General features: G+C 72.5%; 12 protein-coding genes. 7 read left to right on the top strand and 5 right to left on the bottom strand.

The window, feature by feature from the left end:
- Positions 1-178 precede the first annotated feature (178 nt).
- The gene (locus tag AB0J10_RS01415) at positions 179-961 is read right to left on the bottom strand and encodes an SDR family oxidoreductase (RefSeq protein ID WP_363056550.1); all 783 of its coding nucleotides are present in this window, start codon (positions 959-961) and stop codon (positions 179-181) included.
- A gap of 101 nt (positions 962-1062) precedes the next feature.
- On the opposite strand from AB0J10_RS01415, the gene AB0J10_RS01410 reads away from it, so the two are divergent.
- Positions 1063-1905, top strand: coding sequence for a hypothetical protein (locus tag AB0J10_RS01410; protein ID WP_363056548.1), 843 nt, complete (start codon positions 1063-1065; stop codon positions 1903-1905).
- Positions 1906-2112: 207 nt separating this feature from the next.
- Here the strand turns inward: AB0J10_RS01410 and AB0J10_RS01405 are convergent, their stop codons facing one another.
- The 3 genes from AB0J10_RS01405 to AB0J10_RS01395 form a co-directional block, all read right to left on the bottom strand.
- Positions 2113-2313 (bottom strand): DUF397 domain-containing protein, encoded by a 201-nt coding sequence (locus tag AB0J10_RS01405; protein WP_363056546.1) that lies wholly within the window; start codon positions 2311-2313, stop codon positions 2113-2115.
- Between the two features lie 239 nt (positions 2314-2552).
- Positions 2553-3410, bottom strand: a complete 858-nt coding sequence (locus tag AB0J10_RS01400) for a helix-turn-helix transcriptional regulator (protein WP_363056544.1) — start codon at positions 3408-3410, stop codon at positions 2553-2555.
- A 609-nt stretch (positions 3411-4019) separates the two neighbouring features.
- Positions 4020-4739 (bottom strand): GPP34 family phosphoprotein, encoded by a 720-nt coding sequence (locus AB0J10_RS01395; RefSeq protein WP_363056542.1) that lies wholly within the window; start codon positions 4737-4739, stop codon positions 4020-4022.
- Between the two features lie 215 nt (positions 4740-4954).
- Here AB0J10_RS01395 and AB0J10_RS01390 point away from each other — a divergent pair, with 215 nt between their 5' ends.
- Together AB0J10_RS01390 and AB0J10_RS01385 are read left to right on the top strand one after the other, a co-directional pair.
- Entirely contained in the window at positions 4955-7873 is a 2919-nt protein-coding gene (locus tag AB0J10_RS01390) for a hypothetical protein (RefSeq protein ID WP_363056540.1), read from the top strand.
- 784 nt (positions 7874-8657) lie between these two features.
- The gene (locus AB0J10_RS01385) at positions 8658-10370 is read left to right on the top strand and encodes an MFS transporter (RefSeq protein ID WP_363056538.1); all 1713 of its coding nucleotides are present in this window, start codon (positions 8658-8660) and stop codon (positions 10368-10370) included.
- Between the two features lie 519 nt (positions 10371-10889).
- Here the strand turns inward: AB0J10_RS01385 and AB0J10_RS01380 are convergent.
- Positions 10890-11726, bottom strand: a complete 837-nt coding sequence (locus tag AB0J10_RS01380) for a MerR family transcriptional regulator (RefSeq protein WP_363056536.1) — start codon at positions 11724-11726, stop codon at positions 10890-10892.
- Between the two features lie 486 nt (positions 11727-12212).
- Here AB0J10_RS01380 and AB0J10_RS01375 point away from each other — a divergent pair, with 486 nt between their 5' ends.
- The 4 genes from AB0J10_RS01375 (at position 12213) to AB0J10_RS01360 (ending at position 16546) form a co-directional block, all read left to right on the top strand.
- Positions 12213-13160 (top strand): adhesin, encoded by a 948-nt coding sequence (locus AB0J10_RS01375; RefSeq protein ID WP_363056534.1) that lies wholly within the window; start codon positions 12213-12215, stop codon positions 13158-13160.
- A gap of 256 nt (positions 13161-13416) precedes the next feature.
- Complete coding sequence (locus tag AB0J10_RS01370) at positions 13417-14223, top strand: adhesin (protein ID WP_363056532.1); 807 nt, start codon at positions 13417-13419, stop codon at positions 14221-14223.
- A 173-nt stretch (positions 14224-14396) separates the two neighbouring features.
- Positions 14397-15011, top strand: coding sequence for a TetR/AcrR family transcriptional regulator (locus AB0J10_RS01365; RefSeq protein ID WP_363056530.1), 615 nt, complete (start codon positions 14397-14399; stop codon positions 15009-15011).
- The gene (locus tag AB0J10_RS01360; protein WP_363056528.1) at positions 15008-16546 is read left to right on the top strand and encodes an MFS transporter; all 1539 of its coding nucleotides are present in this window, start codon (positions 15008-15010) and stop codon (positions 16544-16546) included. The genes AB0J10_RS01365 and AB0J10_RS01360 overlap by 4 nt, the downstream gene beginning before the upstream one ends.
- Positions 16547-16622: the final 76 nt, after the last annotated feature.

Here is a 16622-nt window from a genome sequence, read left to right as displayed (position 1 = left end):
GGCCCGGCCGCCGAGCCCCGGAGCGGGGCGGCTCCCGCCAGGAGTGAGCGCCCCGGCACTCCCGGGCGGCCGGGTCAGGTCCGAGGCGGTGTGACCCGGTTCGCGGGGGTGTGACCCGGTCCGCGGGGGTGCCGCCCGGTCCGCGGCGGTGGCTGCCGCGATGGTTCGGCCGTGGCGGTTACCTCATCAGTTCGCCGGCGTTGACCAGGAGGGACTGGCCCGTGATCGAGCGGGCGCGGTCCGAGGCGAGGAAGGCGACGGCCTCGGCGACGTCCCCGTCGGTGGCGAGTTCCGGGAGGGCCATGCGTTCCGTGAGGCGGGACAGCACCTCGGACTCGGGAACTCCTTCGGTGCCCGCGGTGAAGCGGACGTACGCCTGGACCGGCGGGCCCCACATCCAGCCCGGGAGCACCGTGTTGACCCGGATCCGGTGCGGACCGAGCTCCCGGGCCAGGGAGTACATGGCGGAGGTCAGCGCGCCCTTCGATGCCGCGTATGCCGCCTGCCTGACCTGGGAGGGGGCGGCCACCGCGGACTGGGTGCCGATGAAGACGACCGATCCTCCGCGCTGCTTGAGGGCGGGCAGACAGGCGCGTGTCATGCGCAGGGTGCCCAGCAGATTGACGTCGACGATCTGCTGCCAGGTGGCGAAGTCGGCGTCCTCGACGCCGCCGAAGTGGCTGTCCCAGGCGGCGACGTGCACGACGGCGTCGATGCGCCCGAAGCGCTCCAGTGCGAGGGCGGCGAGCGCCTCGCACTGGGCCTCGTCGGTGATGTCGGTGGGGCGGTGGGTGGTGTGGGTGCCGGTGGGGTCGATCTCGCCGGCGGTCTTCACGAGGTTCGCCTCGGTGCGGGCACCGAGGACGGCGTTGCCGCCGTCCCGTACGACGGTCTCGGCGACGCGGTGTCCGAGTCCGGCGCCCACGCCGGAAACGATGACGGTCCTGTCCTGCAGCAGCATCTCGGCGGCTCCCGGCTCTGGCCCTTTGTCTGACGGTGCGTCAGAGTAGGTCGGTCGACCACGGGAGGGAAGGGGAGCGCCGTGCTGGGAAGGGGAGCGTCGTGAGCGAGGACACCCGGTCCGGGCTGTACGCGGAACTGGCGGCCGTCGGCCCCTACGGGGTACGTCCCGGCCATGCGCTGATCACCATGGTCGAGCCGCGTCCCGGCCATGAGTACGCGTACAACCGCTGGTACGAGGACGACCACTACTACGCGGGCGCCATGGCGATGCCCTGGATGTTCGCGGGGCGCCGCTGGGTCGCCACCCGCGAACTGCGGCTGCTGCGCTACCCGGAGAAGTCGGCGGTGGCGCAGCCGGTCACCGCAGGCTGCTACATCTCCACCTACTGGATCACCGAGGGCCGTTACGACGACCACATGCGCTGGACGGTCGGGATCAACAAGCGGCTCAATCGCGACGGCCGTGTCCACCAGGCCCGCACCCATGTGTTCACCGCGTTCCAGGACCATGTGACGACCGTCTACCGGGACGGCGCCGCAGGTCCGCGGGACTATCACGCGCTCGACCATCCGTACGCGGGGCTGGTCGTGGAGGTGATCGACGCGGAGAGTCCGGAGCGCCGGGCGGAGCTGCTGGAGTGGCTGCGGTCGCGGGAACTGCCGAAACGGCTCGCGCCGAAGGGCGGCGCCGCCTCCCCTGCGGCGATGGTGACCGTGTTCCGGCCCACGCCTCTGCCGCTGGACCGGATGACGTACGTGGAACAGGTGGAGGGCGTGGACACCCGACTGACGCTGCTGTGGTTCCTGGAGCAGGACCCGAGGGACGGCTGGGAGGAGCACTTCGCCGGGCTGGACGCGGGAGAGCTGGGGAGGATCGAGCTGGTGGCGCCGTTCATCCCCACGGTCCCCGGCACGGACCGCTATGTGGACGAGCTGCGTTAGTGGAGAGGCGGCCGGGCTCCGCTCCCGAAGATGACGGGCGGTGGACGCAGTGCCGAGCCCCCTCGGCCGGGACGGCGGACCAGTCGAGAGGGCTCTGTTCGTCGAGTCGCGGTGTCCCGACGCTGGCCGGCCCGGCGCCCGTGGGGCGGGCCGACGCCGGAAGCCTCCGGCTCCCGTTCGTCTGCTTCCGGATTCGGGTGCGGAACCCTAGAGGGAGCCCTTGCTCACACCGTGCAGGAACGCGGTCCAGGAGTCGGGGACGAAGGTGATGGACGGGCCCTCGGGGGCCTTGGAGTCGCGGACGGCGATCGCCCGCACAACAGGGGACTTGACCTCGACACATGCGCCGTTTCCGCCGGAGTACGAGGATTTGACCCAAGTGTCCGTGGCGCCCTGGTGAATAGCCATGTCTTTCTCCGGTTCCGTGTTTCGACGGTGCGGCCGACGTGCTCGACGGCGTGATCACGACGCTACTTGGCGCGCTCGACCGCTGAGAACGTCCGTTCACTCGACCGGATGGCATATTCCACTTCGCTCTTACGGGAAACGGCAGCGAAGGTGTACCGTGCGCCCTCGCAACTTCCCGCCCCGCTTCCCAGGGCGCCCTCACGACCGCGAAGGCCGAGCGAACGGCAGTTGAACCGGGCCTACTTCGCGTAGGACTTGGCGATGTCCTCGATGAACTCCCGTGTCTGCTCCACGTTCAACGCCTGCGCCCGCAAATGCTCGTACATCACGGTGTACTTGTGGACGTCGTTGGCCTTCTCCAGGTACAGGTCGCTGGTGACGCCCTCGATGTACACGACGCTGGAGTCCGACGCGTCGGGGAACTCCAGAATGGCGTAGTGACCGGTGATCCCGGGATGGGCGCCCATGCTGAACGGCAGGACCTGGACGGTGACGTGCGGCAGCTGCGACTGCTCGACGAGATGCTCCAGCTGCTCGCGCATCATCTCCCTGTTCCCCACGACCCGGCGCAGCGCGGCCTCGTCGACCACCGCCCACAGCCGGAGCGGAGTCTCGTCGGAGGCGATCCGCTCCTGGCGGCGGACCCGGACCTGGACGCGCTTCTCCACGTCGCTGCTCGGGGTCTCGGGCAGCGCACCGGTGATGAGCGCCTCCGCGTACTCCCTGGTCTGGAGCAGACCCGGCACGATCTGCGGCTCGTAGACCCGGAGGCTGGCCGCGTCAGTCTCCAGGCCGATGTAGACGCTGTACGGGATGTCGCCGAAGGCGTGCCACCAGCCCTGCTGGCGCGAGTCCTTGGCCATCTGCATCAGAGAGTCGACCACGCGGTGGTCCTCGACCTCGTAGACTCCGCAGAGGTCGCGCACATCGCGCTGGCTGATCGAGCGCCGGCCGTTCTCCAGTCGGCTGATCTTCGACTGGGAGACGAGCAGGCGATCCGCCACCTCCTCCGCGGTCATGCCCTTGAGCTCGCGGAGCCGGCGCAACTCCTGGCCCAAACGGCGGCGCCTGACGGTGGGGTTGACGTTGGACGCCACGGGAACTGCACCTCCGGCTGTGGACTGCTGTGCTGTCCTTGTTGCTGTGCGTATCTACGTCTCAGCAGACTGCCACCAAAGGTGCTGCTCGCGCTGGAAAACGACGACACGCGCGCACAATGCGGGGGACAAAACACCGGTTGCGTGCGGCGCGGGGCGGAAGCGCGCACCCGTGAGCGCGCGAACAGAAGCACGGTTGTACGCGTGAAGCCCCCGGCGGGCGCGGTCGCATGCGTGGGGAAGCGACGCCGGCGCTGTCCCCTGCCCGCCCGAGTGCTCTTGTGAAGTGGGCGCAGGGTCGAGGGCACGAGGGCCGGGTGCGCGTCGGGATGTGCGCGTCGGGGTGCGCGCATGCCGAAGAGGGAGCGCGGGGCGGTCGAGCGTACGACTGCCCCGCGCCCCCTGCGGCTCCCGAACCGGTCTCGTGCGACGCCGGTGCGGCGGTTCCTCCCGGCGGGCGGGCGAACGGGTGGTTGACGGCCGCGTCCACGCTCGCACGGGTGCGGCAGGCGCATCCGTGGGACGTGTCCGCGTCCGTGTGCACAGCCCGGCCCGGACGAGCACGGTCCGGTACCCCTGTGCGTATCCGGGCCGGTGACCGTACCGGTACTAGTGAGCGGCGGCGCGGGCCATGCTGCCGCGTCGTGCCGGCATCTGGACGGCCGGCTGCCGACCCGGTGCCGCCGAACCGCGGCGCGGTTGCGCCGACGCGCCGTTCTGAACGTCCATCACGGCGTGCGCCACGAGTCCGCCCATGGGGTCGTGCCTGATCAGGTCCCGGAGCCGGGAGCGGGAGGACCGCCCTTCGTTGCCGGGATAGAGGTGCTTGCCCAGGCCGACCGCGTGCGCCAGTGCGGCGAGTGCGGCCGTCCGGGGGTCCGGCGGTACGCCGGTGCGGATCGCGCTGTCCAGCCGGGCCCTGATCTCCCGGCTGATCGCCGTGTCCGTCGCCTGGTAGCGAGTCGTCGGCAGCACCCCGCACATCTGGCCCGCCACGGCATGGACCATGCCGCACCTCTCCAGATGTGAAAGGTAGGTCTGGCGCAACCCCAGCCGGGGCCCGCCGATCCAGTGGACCGCGCGGACCGGACTGCCGCGCCTGCGCAGCAGTTCCAGTGCGGAGTCCAGTGTCGGATCTCCTGTCGGCCGTGGCATCACCACGGCGATACGATCCCCGTCTGGGGCTATCCGTCCTGCCAGTGCCAGCTCCACTAGCTGTGCTCCGGCCAGGCCGAGGTCGAGCGACTGCGGCTGCGCTGTGGTACCCGTGGCCGGGTCCAGAGCGAGCAGCAGAAGCTCCTCCGGAAGTGTTCTGCGGCTCCTGCCCATCCATGCCTCCCCGCGTGGATGAATGACAGGGTGACGCCTCTCACATTGGTCTGTCGAGAGCGCCTGGGTGCTTCGTGTGGGAACCGGCAGGTATGTCGTTCTCGTCTAGCACGGGGGCCAAGGGGTCCACACAGGACACTGAGAGATGGTTCGGACAGTGGTGCGGGTGGTACCAGCGCCACGGCGGGTTCAGTTTGAGGCACGGAGGAGGCACGGTGGCGGGCGAGTCCCCCGACAAGTCGGAGCAGCAGAAGTCGTCGGGGGAGACGACTCCGGGCGAACGTGATCCGCGGCTTGCCGTGGCCCGTTCGGCGGGGGCGTCCACCGAGGGGCGTGCCGACCGGCCGACGGCGGTGTTCAGGACGCTGCCGTCCGATCCGGAGGAGCGCGCCGAGTCCTCGAAGTCGTCCGAACCGGCGGGCTCGGACGCGTCCGCCGACGCGGGCACTGGCACTGGCACTGGCACTGGCACTGGCACTGACGGGGACGCGTCCGGGTCCGCGGCCGGTTCCGACGACGCGGCCGGGTCCGCCGCACCCGAGGACCGCCTTGCCGACGGCGAGGACCGCCTCCGTGCGGCGGTGGCCGCGTGGGTCTCCGGAAAGGGCGGCACGGCGGACGAGACCGCGGAGGCGGGTACCGCCGCGGACGAGGGTACGGACGAGCAAAGGGGCGGTAGGCCCGCATCCGCTGCCTCACCCGCCGGCGGGCCCTCCGGCGACGACGAGGCGGACGCGGACGTTCCGGAGGCGGTGGCGGGCGACGAGGCCCCCGAACGCGCCCCCAGCGCCCACGAGGCGGCCGGCAAGGCCGGGAAGAGGCCCACGACGTCCCCGCCCCGCAAGTCCGTCGACGCGGAATCACCGGCCGACGCGGACCGGGCCGAGGACGACGAGGACGCCGCCCGCGGGAGCGCGGGCGGTTCGGCCTCGGACGGCTCGAGCCCGGGGGAGGGCTCCCGGACCAGGGCGCCCAGCTGGGCCGCCGCCCGGAGCGCCGACAGGGAAACCGCCGCTGCGGAGGACGGCCCCGGCGAAGGTCCCTCGAGTCGTACCGGCGGCGCCGTCGCGCCGGCGGGTCCCGCCGGGCTCGCGGGTTCCGCCGGGCTCGCGGGTTCCGCCGGGACCGCCGATGAAGGCGATGACGCCGACGCCGACGCCGACGCCGATGACGCCGACGCCGGGGACGCCCGGGGCCGGACGGTCGTCGACCAGCCGACGGCCGTCTTCAAGACCCTGCCCCGGCCCGCCGTGGACCAGCCGACCACCGCGTTGAAGGTCACTTCGCAGCCCGCGGCACCGAAGCGGGCCGCGACGCCCGCCGCTTCGTCCACCACCTCGGCGCAGTCGGATGCGGACGGCGCGGATGCGGACGGCGCGGATGCGGAGCGTCCCGGCACGGAGGGTGCGGAGAAGGAGGCCGAGCGCACCACCGCGCTCAGGGTCACCGAGCCCCCGAGCGAGAGGTCGAAGCCCGAGTCGGGGTCCGGCGCGAAGCCGGCGTCCGACGACGGCCCCGGCGCCAGGGGCGCCACTGGCGAGAGGACGACGTCCGGCCGCAGCGGTGCCTCCGGGTCCGCCCCGGCCGTCCCGGGGTCCGGGCCCGACCCCGACCGGACCTCCGGCGACGCCGCCGAGTCCGCCCCCGAGGCCGCCGCCGCATCCGCCCCCGAGGCCGCCGCCGAGCGGACCAGTACTTTCGTACCGCTGCGGCGCGACGACGTACGGGCCGCCCCGCCCTCCGCGCAGTCGGCTCCTCCGAGCACGAAGCCGGCCGGTCCCGCGACGTCCCCCGCCGCCCCACCCGCCTCGCTCACCGAGCCCGAGCGCACCAAGCAGCAGCCGCTGCCGCCCAAGCCGCCGCTCGATCTGCTCGCCGAGCTGACGAACACTCCGCCGCCCCCGCAGACTCCCGTCCGCACCCTGGTGCGGCGGGTCAGGATCTGGACGCCGCTCGTCGTACTACTCCTGATCGTCTTCGCAGTCGTACAGACCATGCGTCCGCTCCCGGACCCCACCCTCTCGCTGACGGCCGAGCCGACGTACGAGTTCGGGGGAGCGGCCCCGCAGCTGCCCTGGCCCGCCAAGGGCCAGGCGTACATGGCCGCGTCCGGGCTCGGCACGCTCGGCTCCTCCGGGGAGCAGAAGCCCGTGCCGATCGCGAGCGTGACCAAGTCCATGACGGCGTACGTGATCCTCAAGAACCACCCGCTCAAGCCGGGCGAGCCCGGGCCCATGATCGAGATCGATGCCAAGGGCGAGGCGGAGGGCCAGCTCGACAAGACGGACAACGAGTCGACGCTCAACACCGTCAAGAAGGGCGACAAGATCAGCCTGAGGGACGCGCTGGCGGCGATCATGATTCCGTCCGCGAACAACATCGCACGCCAGCTCGCTCGCTGGGACTCGGGCTCGGAGAAGGCGTTCGTCGAGAAGATGAACGCCGCCGCGGACGAGCTCGGGATGAAGAACACCACGTACACGGACCCGTCCGGGCTGGACGCGACGACGGTCAGCACGGCCGAGGACCAGGTCAAGCTGGGGCTGAAGCTGGTCGAGATCAAGGCTCTGATGGACATCACCAAGCTGCCCGAGTGGACGGACCCGTCGGGCAAGACGTGGCGGAACTACAACGAGCTGCCGCCCTACGACGGCGCGCTCGGCATCAAGACCGGCAGCACCACCAAGGCCGGTGGCAATCTGCTGTTCGCCGCCCACAAGATGGTCGGCGACACGGACCAGCTGATCGTCGGTGCCGTGCTCGCGCAGTACGACACCCCGATCCTCGGTACCGCGATCAAGGCGAGCAGGGAGCTGATGCTCGCCACGCAGGACGCCCTGAAGAACGCGACGATCGTCAAGAAGGGCCAGGTCGTCGGAGTGGTCGAGGACGGCCTGGGCGGCTCGGTCCCGCTGGTGGCCACCAAGGACGTCAGGGCCGTCGGCTGGTCCGGGCTCACCGTCAAGCTCGAGTTGACGAACGGCGGCAAGGTCCCGCCGCACGAGGCGGCGGCCGGTACGGTCGTCGGTTCGCTGACCGTCGGCGAGGGCGCCAGCCAGGTCACCGTGCCGGTCGCCCTCCAGGAGGCGCTCGCGGAACCCGGGTTCGGCGCGAGGCTGACCCGCCTGGGCTGACATCGGGCAGCCGGACGGGGGCACGGACCTCCGTGCCCCCGTCCGGCGCATCAACACCGTGCTAGCGTCCCCGAATCGCGGCGTCTCCCGGCCCGGGGCAGGTCGCGAAGCCGGGACGGCGTCCCCGAGCACGGGAAGCGAGACCACGGGAGCCGCAGTGACCACCGTCGAGCCGACACACGCGGACGAGAGCAGCGCCGTGAGAGGTCCACGAGCCGCGAAGGGCCCACGAATAGGGGAGGATTCCGCACCCGGGTCCCCCGAGTCCGTCGCGTGCCCCGTTGCTTCCGGGCGCCCGGCGCCCCACGAGACCGCAGGATCGACCGCACCCGCCGTGGCTGCCGGGTCCGTCGTGCTCACCGGGTCCGTCGCTCCCCCGTCAGCCCCCTCCGCCGTGGCCTCCGTGGCATCCGTGGCATCCGTGGCTCCGGTGTCGCGTGAGACCGCCGCGATCCGGGAGTTGTCGACGTCTCCAGGCATCCCCGCACCTCATGGGCCGGTCGGGACTTCCGAGGCCGCCCCGTCCGGCGAAGCCCCCCCGTCTTCCCGGCTCCCCGCCTCGCGCGCGGCACGGCTCGACGGATCGGAACCCGGCTCAGGGGTCCAAGGCACCGGGCTCGACGGCTCGGGCCTCGAAGGCGCCGGGCTCGACGGCTCGGGCCTCCAAGGCGCCGGGCTCGACGGCTCGGGGCCCGACGGTGCTGCGACCGACGGCTCCTCCGGGTCCACCCGCTCCCGGTTGACCGACGCGCGGCCCAGGCGCCCCCTTTCCACCCGCTCCCGGTTGACCGACGCGCTGTCGCGGCGTCCCGTCCTCGTGGCGACCGGGCTGGCGGCCTTCCTCCACCTCGGGTGGTTCTTCTTCTTCGCCAACAGCGGCGGCGACATCGCCGCTCAGGACGCCTGGGCCGAGTTCGTCGGCCGGCATCCCGACTCGGCGTACAACCTCGCCTGGTACGGCGGGATGCACCCGGTCTCGTACAGCGTGGTGTCCCCGTACCTGATGTCCCTCCTCGGCGTGCGCACGACGATGATGGTCGTCGGGACCCTCTCCGCCGCGCTGACCGCTCTGATCCTGACGCGGGTACGGGCGGTTCGGAACCCGCTGGCCTGCGCGCTGGCCGGGGTGTTCGCGTTCCTCTGCAACGCGCTGTCGGGGCGGGTCACGTTCGGGCTGGGGATGGTGTTCGCCCTCGGGGCGGTCGCGGCGGTGTTCTGCTGGCCTCACCGCTGGCGGCGTAAACGCTGGGCGAAGGCCGCGTTCGCCGCGCCGCTGGCCGGCCTCGCGACCGCATCGAGCCCGGTCGCGGGACTGTTCCTCGGGGTCGTCGCCGCCGCGCTGTTCCTGAACGGGCGCCGTCCGGGCGCCTACGCGCTGGGGATCGCCCCGGTCGTGGTCGTGGCGCTGTCGGCGTGGCTGTTCCCGTTCTCCGGTACGCAGCCGATGTCGCTGGGCTCGACGTCGCTGCCGTTCCTCTTCGGCGTCCTCGTCCTCTTCCTCGTACCGCGTGCGTGGCGCACCGTCCGTACCGCGGCCGGGGTGTACTCCGCCGGCACGCTGCTGACCTTCCTCGTGGACTCGCAGATCGGCTCGAACGTCTCGCGGCTCCCGATGCTGTTCGCGGGGGTCGTGCTGCTGGCGGCGCTGCCGTACGCCGTGCCGCGTTCGCGCAGGTGGTACGCGGTCGTCCTGGCGTTCGCGGGGCTCAACGCGTGGATCGGCTTCAAGAGCGTCGACGACATCGTGCGCACCGCGCCGGCCGCGTCCTGGACGCGGGAACTCGCGCCACTGGTGAACGAACTCCAGGAGGTCGGCGCCGAGAAGGGGCGTGTGGAGGTCGTACCGGCCAGCAGCCACCGCGAGGCGTCGGCGCTCGCGCCGTACGTCAACCTCGCGCGCGGCTGGAACCGGCAGGCGGACATGGAACGCAACCCGCTCTTCTACGACGACACGCTCGACGCCACGAACTACCGGGAGTGGCTGGACCGCTGGGCCGTCCACTACGTGGTGCTGCCGACGGGCAAGCCGGACTCGGGCGCACGGCAGGAGGCGGAACTGGTCGAGCGCGGTCAGCCCTATCTGAAGCCGGTCTGGTCGGACGCGAACTGGCGGCTCTTCGCCGTCCGCGACCCGACGCCGCTGGCGGACCCGCCGGCGACCGTGGACCGGGCGGGCGCCGGTGAGCTGCGGATCCATGTACGCGAGGCGGGCCGGGTGCTGATCCGCGTTCCGTACTCGCCGTGGCTGGGGCTCGTGGACGAGCAGGGCCGGAGTGTGGAGCAGCCACAGGAGACCGCGGCGTCGATGCTCCGGGAGGACGACGAGCCGAAGGAGTTCGTCAATGTCGCCGGCTGTCTGCTGAAGGCGGAGGCGGACACGGAGAGGGACGAATGGACGGAACTCCTCGCCCCGCGCGCGGGTGTCTACCGGCTGGCGGCCCCGTACCAGCTTCCTCGCGGCACGCCGTGTCCGGAGGAGCTGAGCGGAAGGCGCTGAGGGCGAGGAGCTGAGCCGGGGAGCCGGGACGGACGCGCTGAGCCGGGGAGCCGGGCCGGAGGAGCTGCAGGGAGAGCCGGGCCGGAGGCGCTGAGCTGCGGAGGCGCTGAGCGGAGCCGCGCGTACGGCGGACGGACGGACGGGCGGCCGCCCCCGGTCGCAGGGAGCGCCGCCGGGCGACTCGGGCCGAGGGTGGGGGCGATGGGACGCCCCCGGTCGTCCGCCCCCGACTCCCTGCCCCCTGCCCCAGCGCCCTGGTTCTCCCCGAGTCTCCCTTCGCCCCTCGCCCCTCGCGCCTCGCCCCTCGCCCCTCGCCCGGCAGTCCGGCCGTCCGCCGGACCACCTGTGGCTCCGCCTCGTTCGTCGGACCGCCCGGAGGCCCGATCGCCCGATCATCCGACCGACGTGGGGCGAGCTCCGGCGCCCCCGTCGCCGTCACTCGCCCCCGCGGCCGGCCGTCACTCGCGGGGGCGCCGTGGCGCCGCCGCCCTGGCCGCCGTTGAGTGAGAGCCGCGCCTGTCAGGCCACCGGGAACGCGACGTCGCAGACCTCGTCCGTGGCCGACGCCGCGTCCCAGTCCGCGAAGTACACCTCGCGGCACGGGCCGGCGACCGTCAGCCCTTGCTGGGCGGTCCAGCGCTCGACGGCGTCGAAGGCCGACCCGATCTGCGGATACGCCACCTGCGCCTTGGTCACCCTGGTGTAGGCGAGGCGCCCGGCGGGCTCCACACGGAGGACCGCCCCCGTCCGGTGCTCGTCGATCCAGCGCTGTGCGGCGCGGGCGTCGGCGACCGGCACACACGCCTCCGCCGGGCCGTCGCTGTCCGGACCGACCTCGGCGTGGTAGACGACGTACGGCGGCCCCGCGACGCCACCGCACTCCTCGGCCGCCTGCTCCAGGCGGCCGAGGGCCGCCGGGATCCAGCGGGGCAGCTCGTCCGCCAGCAGCCTGCGGCTCTCGGTGAGGACCGCCTGCTCGGCCACGTCCGTCGTCCTGATCTCGTACATCGTCTGTCTCCTGCCTGAGAGCCGGTCACGGAGATGGGCCACGACGGCGCCCTGCACGGCACGGCGTTCCTCGACCTCGGCCCAGTACGCCGCCAGCGCCCCAGCGGCCTGCGGTCCCGGCAGTTCCACCACGTCGGCGATCCGCGCCAGCGGCATGTCGATCTGCCGCAGGAGCGCGACCAGCCGGGCGCGATCGACCTGTTCGGCGCGGTACCAGCGATAGCCGGTCGCCGCGTCGACGTACGCCGGGGTGAGCAGGCCGAGCCGGTCGTAGAGGCGCAGTGCCTTCGGCGAGAGCCGCGCCCGCGCTGCGAAGGCCCCGATGGTGAGCAGGGAGTCGTCATGCACGGGCCCATCCTCCGTCACCGGGCGGGGGGTCCGCCCGGTTGTCGAGGACGATGCGGCCTGCCCCTGGGGCAAGGTCAACGCATGCTGTCCCCCGCGGCGCCCTCGTCCGAACGCATGCCGGGCCCCGCGACGGCTCTTTGTCCGCCCTTTGCCGGGCGCCCCGAGGCGGCCTTCGTCCGTCCCGGTGTCGGATGCCCCGAGGCGGCCCTTCGTCCGTCCCGGTGCCGGGCGCCCCAGCGACGGGCGGGCGAACATCCCATGGGGCAGCCCCTGCGACGGGCACCCGACGTCCGCGCGGTGGGCACCGACGTCCGTGCGCGGGCACCACGTCCGTGCGACGGGCACCGGCAGTCCCCGTTGACGGCCTCTCTCGGCCCCCGCAACGGGCTGCCAGTGCCCACCCGTTGGACGGGCCCCGGATCGATACCGCGTTGATATACCCCTACGTCTACCGGCCGGTATTCCGTCCGCTGCATAGTGACCCGCATGGTCTGCGAGAGATGCGGAGGGACGCACCGGGGCGCGCTGCCGGGGATGGTGCTCGATTCGTGCACCGTCGAGTCCGTGCCGGCGCACCGGACGCCCGGCGAGCCGGTCATCGAGCGAAGGACGATGCTGGCGGGGGCGGTAGCCGTCCTCTCGCTGTGTGTGCTGGCGCTCGGAGTCACGCTCCTCGCAACCGCCGGCGGCGGTGACAGCGAACGCGCCGACGATGCGCGACCGGTCGCGGAAGACATCGCGCTGGGCGGGATGCCTCAGAGGATCGGCCCGACGTTCTTCCCGGAGGACGTGCCGGAACCGAGTGCCACGTCCGCCAATCCGACGCCCCGGCCCACGGCGGGGAAGCCGACACCGCCCGTGTCCGCACCCGCCCCCCGGCCGGTGCCGTCCGTACCGCGGGCCGAACCGCCCGCCGGGGAAGCGGCCTGGTTCAGCGAGTGGGCCGGACCGGGCTGCCCGAACGGCGTTCGTACGCAGGGCCGTTACTCGGACGACCGTGACGGCTGGTACGAGGTCGGCTCCGGCGGCCACCGGGGCAACGGGTGCGACGGCCGTTTCCTCGCAGTGCCGATGTCCGGTGCGCGGGACCAGGACAGCGGCAACACCGTCACCTGGAGCTGGCACCCGGGAAGCGGCTACGCGACGTGCTCGGTCGCGGTACGTGTGCCGTGGAGTCACCGCGAGGAGGACGTCGCCGGTGATCCGACGCGGTACCACGTCCTCGCTGACGTCCGGAACTCCCGATCCGTGCTCGCCGTTTTCGAGATCGGTCAGCGGACGATGCGCGGCGGGATGGTCGTTGTGAACGATCTACCCGTGCGGGAGGGCGAGTTGACGGTGCAACTCGTGGACCGTGGCCAGAGCTGGGGGTACGGCGGGCGCGACGGGGCGCATCACGCGGCCGCGCAGATCCGGGCCGACTGCAGGTCTTGAGCCTCCATGAACGGCTCGGCAGACCGCAGGTCGTGAGCCGGTGCGCGGCGCCCCCCTGCTCCGCGCGGCCGCCGACCGCGGAGCAGGGGAGGAGACTCCCGGTCATGGGCCGACTCCCGGTCATGGGCCGACCGCGGACCGTGAGCCGACCGCGGATCGTGACGGTTCCCGCCCCGTGACCCGCGAGGTTCCTGCATAGTGGGCTGGTATGGCGTGCGAACGATGCGGCAGTGAAAGGCACACGCCTCTGCCCGGTATGAGTTGCCCCGACTGCGGGTACGTGGCCCCGGACGAGCGGCGTCCCGGGCCGTCATGGGTCGTCCGCGAGACGATCGTCGGCCGCATCTCCCTGCTCTCCCGATTCCGCAGGGCTCTGCTGGCGGGCGGAACCGTCGTCGTTCTGGGCTGTTTCGTCGCGGCTGCCGCACTTCTCACCGGTTCCGACGGTGACGGCGACGACGGGGGCGGCGCACAGGCCGCCGAGACCGACCTTCCCGGGCGCGGCATCCCGACTCGTGTGGGTCCGACGGCGCTGCCCGGCGGCGGGCAGTTCGAGGAGTGGGCGGGCCCGGGGTGCACGACGGGCGCGTACCGTGAGGTGGGCCGGTTCGAGAACGGTGACGCCGCCTGGTACTCGGTCCGCAGGGGCGGCCGCAACAACACCGACTGCGACGGCAGCTTCACGGCCGTCCCCATGTCGGGCAGCACGGCCAAGGACACCCGGGCCACGGCGATCTGGAGCTGGAAGCTGGACGACGACTACCGGACGTGCGCGCTCGAGGTGTTCGTCCCCCGGACGAACCGCGCCTCGGAGTCCGCCGGCGACCCCACCTTCTACCGCGTACTCGCCGACCCGGACGACGTACGGTCCGGATACACCGGCTTCGGCGTCCGCCAGACCGCTCACCGCGGCGAGCTCGTGTCCGTCAGGAGTTATCCGGTCAAGGGCGACAAGGTCTTCGCTGTGCAACTCCTCGACCGGGGGCGGGACTGGGGCAGCGCCGGGCGCATCGGGGCGCACCATGCGGCGGCCCAGATGAAGCTGACCTGCGAATCGGCCTAGAGCTGTCGCGGAGCCCTCCCGCGCTTCGGCCTCCGCCCTCGTCGCCCGCGCCCTTCTCCCGCGGTGTTCTCCGTCCCGGCTCCGGGCCCTGACCGGTGTCAGTGCACCGGCCTGTCCGGACTGTTCTACCGACTGGAGTAGACACTGTCTACTCCAGTCGGTAGAACAGTCCCATGAGCGAACAGGAGACAGGGCTGCGCGCCCGGCTGGTCGGAGTCGGGGTCGACCTCGTGACACGGGAAGGGCTGCAGGCACTGACCCTGCGGGAGATCGCCCGCAGGGCTGGTGTCTCGCACGGCGCCCCCCGCCGCTACTTCCCGACCCACCTGTCACTGCTGTCGGCCATCGCTCGCCGTGGATTCGAGGATCTCGCCGCGCGGACGGTCCAGGCCGTCGCCGCCGCCGGCCTGGAGGGTGACCCGCGGGCGCAACTCGAGCTGTTCGGAAGGGTGTACCTCGACTTCGCACGAACCGATCAGGGCATGTACGACCTGATGTTCCGTCATGATCTGTTGGAGAGCGCCGAACTGGGGCTTCGCGAGACCAGCCTGCCGCTGTACCGCACTCTCGTGGACCTAGTGGGCCGGGCACGGGCGGAATCCGGCGCGAGCGGCGGCGACGGTTCCGGCGCCCAGCCGGTGGTCGTCGCGGGGGCGCTCTGGGCGAATCTGCACGGCATCGCGCAGTTGTGGGGTTGGGGCAGCCTGCAGCTCGCCACCGGCGGAGACGACGTCGAACCCCTGCTGAGCGCCGCCCTGGACGCGCACCTCGGTCCGCGTACCCCATGACCGTCACACGGACTCGCACCACCACCGGCCCACGAGGCCGGCGCCGCCTCCAGCGACTGACACTGACCAGCAGCATCACCGGTGCGATGGTCGTCGCCGTGGACGGCTCCGTACTCACCGTCGTCCAGCCGGTGATGCAACGCGAGCTGCGGGCGTCGTTCACCGAGGTCCAGTGGACCAGCACCGGCTATCTGATCGCCGTGGCGAGTCTGCTCGTGTTCGCGGGCCGGCTCGGCGACCGCTTCGGCCACCGCCGTGTCTTCGTCGTCGGGGCGCTGGGCTTCGCCGTCACATCGGCGGCCGTCGGTCTGTCCAGAAGCGCCGGTCTCGTGATCGGGCTTCGCGTGCTCCAAGGCGTCTTCGGCGCGCTGCTGCAGCCGGCCACACTCGGCATGCTCCGCGCAGCTTATCCCTCCGATCGGCTCGCCATGCCCATCGCGCTGCGCACCAGCGCCATCGGGCTGGCGGTCGCCGCCGGGCCGCTCGTCGGCGGCGCGCTCGCCGTACGAATGGGGTGGCGCTCGGTCTTCTTCCTGAGTGTCGCGCCCGCGCTCGCCGTCGGGTTGCTGGTCCTCCTCGTGCGGGCACCGGAGGCGGGGATTCCCGACGCGGACAGTGCACAGGCGAGGGCATTGGAGGCAAGGGATCCTGACCGGGGGAGTGCTGGGACGAGGGCACCGCAGGTGCGGACTGCGCGGCAGGGGCACGCCGATGACGCCCGCGGAGGTCTCGGACTGCCCGGCGCCTGCCTGCTCGCACTCTGCCTCGGGAGCCTGGTGCACGCCCTCGTCGAGCTGCCCGGGGCCGGCTGGAGCGCGGCGGTTGTCCTCGCGGTCCTCGCCGCGGTCGGCGCGGGCGCGGCCTTCGTCGTCCACGAGCGGCGGACCGCGAGTCCTCTCGTACCCACCGGGGTGCTGCGGTCGGTGCCCCTGGTGGCGTCGCTGGCGGTTCTGGTGTCCGCGTCCGCCGCGCTCTTCGGAACCCTCTTCCTCGGCACGTATCTGCTCCAACACGTCCTCGGGCTCGATCCGTTCGCGAGCGCGCTGCGCATGCTGCCGCTGGCCGCGGTGATGGTGCTGGGCGCCCCCGCGACCGCGCTGCTCCAGCGCCGGTTCGGCCACCGGCGGACGGCGGTGCCGGGAATGGCTCTGCTGGCACTCGGCATCCTCCTGACGTCCCGCCTCGACGCGCAGTCGAGCCCGGTGACGACCGGCCTGTCCTTCCTGGTCGTGGGCGCCGGCTTCTGCCCCGTGATGGTCACGGCCACCGCCGTCGTCGTGCGCGAGGCGCCCCTCGGTGCGGAGGGCGTGTCCGGCGGGCTCCAGCAGACCGCGATGAACATCGGCCCGGCGCTGGGTGTGGCCTTGGTGACGATGCTGATGGGCCTGGAGGCGCCGGCCGCGGGGCAGGGACCCGCCGGTGGCCCGGCCTTCACGGCCGCGATGGGCAACGCGCTCGTGGTCCTCGCCGTGTCGGCGGCCCTCGGCGCGCTCGTGGCCATGCGCCTGCCGAGCCGTGAGTACGGCCGGCGGTGATCGGCGGTGCGCTGGAGTGGATGACCGCCCGCACGTATCGGCGCCGGCCCGTAGCCGGGCACCCGTACCGGTCACC

Source organism: Streptomyces sp. NPDC049887 (genome assembly GCF_040656535.1).
In the GTDB taxonomy this organism is placed as follows: Bacteria; Actinomycetota; Actinomycetes; order Streptomycetales; family Streptomycetaceae; genus Streptomyces.
Note: the sequence above shows the minus strand (reverse complement) of the source record. Positions and strands in the feature narration are given on the sequence as shown.

Excerpts from the sequence above, each read along its gene's own strand:
- AB0J10_RS01415 (WP_363056550.1), bottom strand. The coding sequence starts at position 961 with ATGCTGCTGCAGGACAGGACCGTCATCGTTTCCGGCGTGGGCGCCGGA.
- AB0J10_RS01405 (WP_363056546.1), bottom strand. The coding sequence starts at position 2,313 with ATGGCTATTCACCAGGGCGCCACGGACACTTGGGTCAAATCCTCGTAC.
- AB0J10_RS01395 (WP_363056542.1), bottom strand. The coding sequence starts at position 4,739 with ATGGGCAGGAGCCGCAGAACACTTCCGGAGGAGCTTCTGCTGCTCGCT.
- AB0J10_RS01375 (WP_363056534.1), top strand. The coding sequence starts at position 12,213 with ATGGTCTGCGAGAGATGCGGAGGGACGCACCGGGGCGCGCTGCCGGGG.
- AB0J10_RS01370 (WP_363056532.1), top strand. The coding sequence starts at position 13,417 with ATGAGTTGCCCCGACTGCGGGTACGTGGCCCCGGACGAGCGGCGTCCC.
- AB0J10_RS01365 (WP_363056530.1), top strand. The coding sequence starts at position 14,397 with ATGAGCGAACAGGAGACAGGGCTGCGCGCCCGGCTGGTCGGAGTCGGG.
- AB0J10_RS01360 (WP_363056528.1), top strand. The coding sequence starts at position 15,008 with ATGACCGTCACACGGACTCGCACCACCACCGGCCCACGAGGCCGGCGC.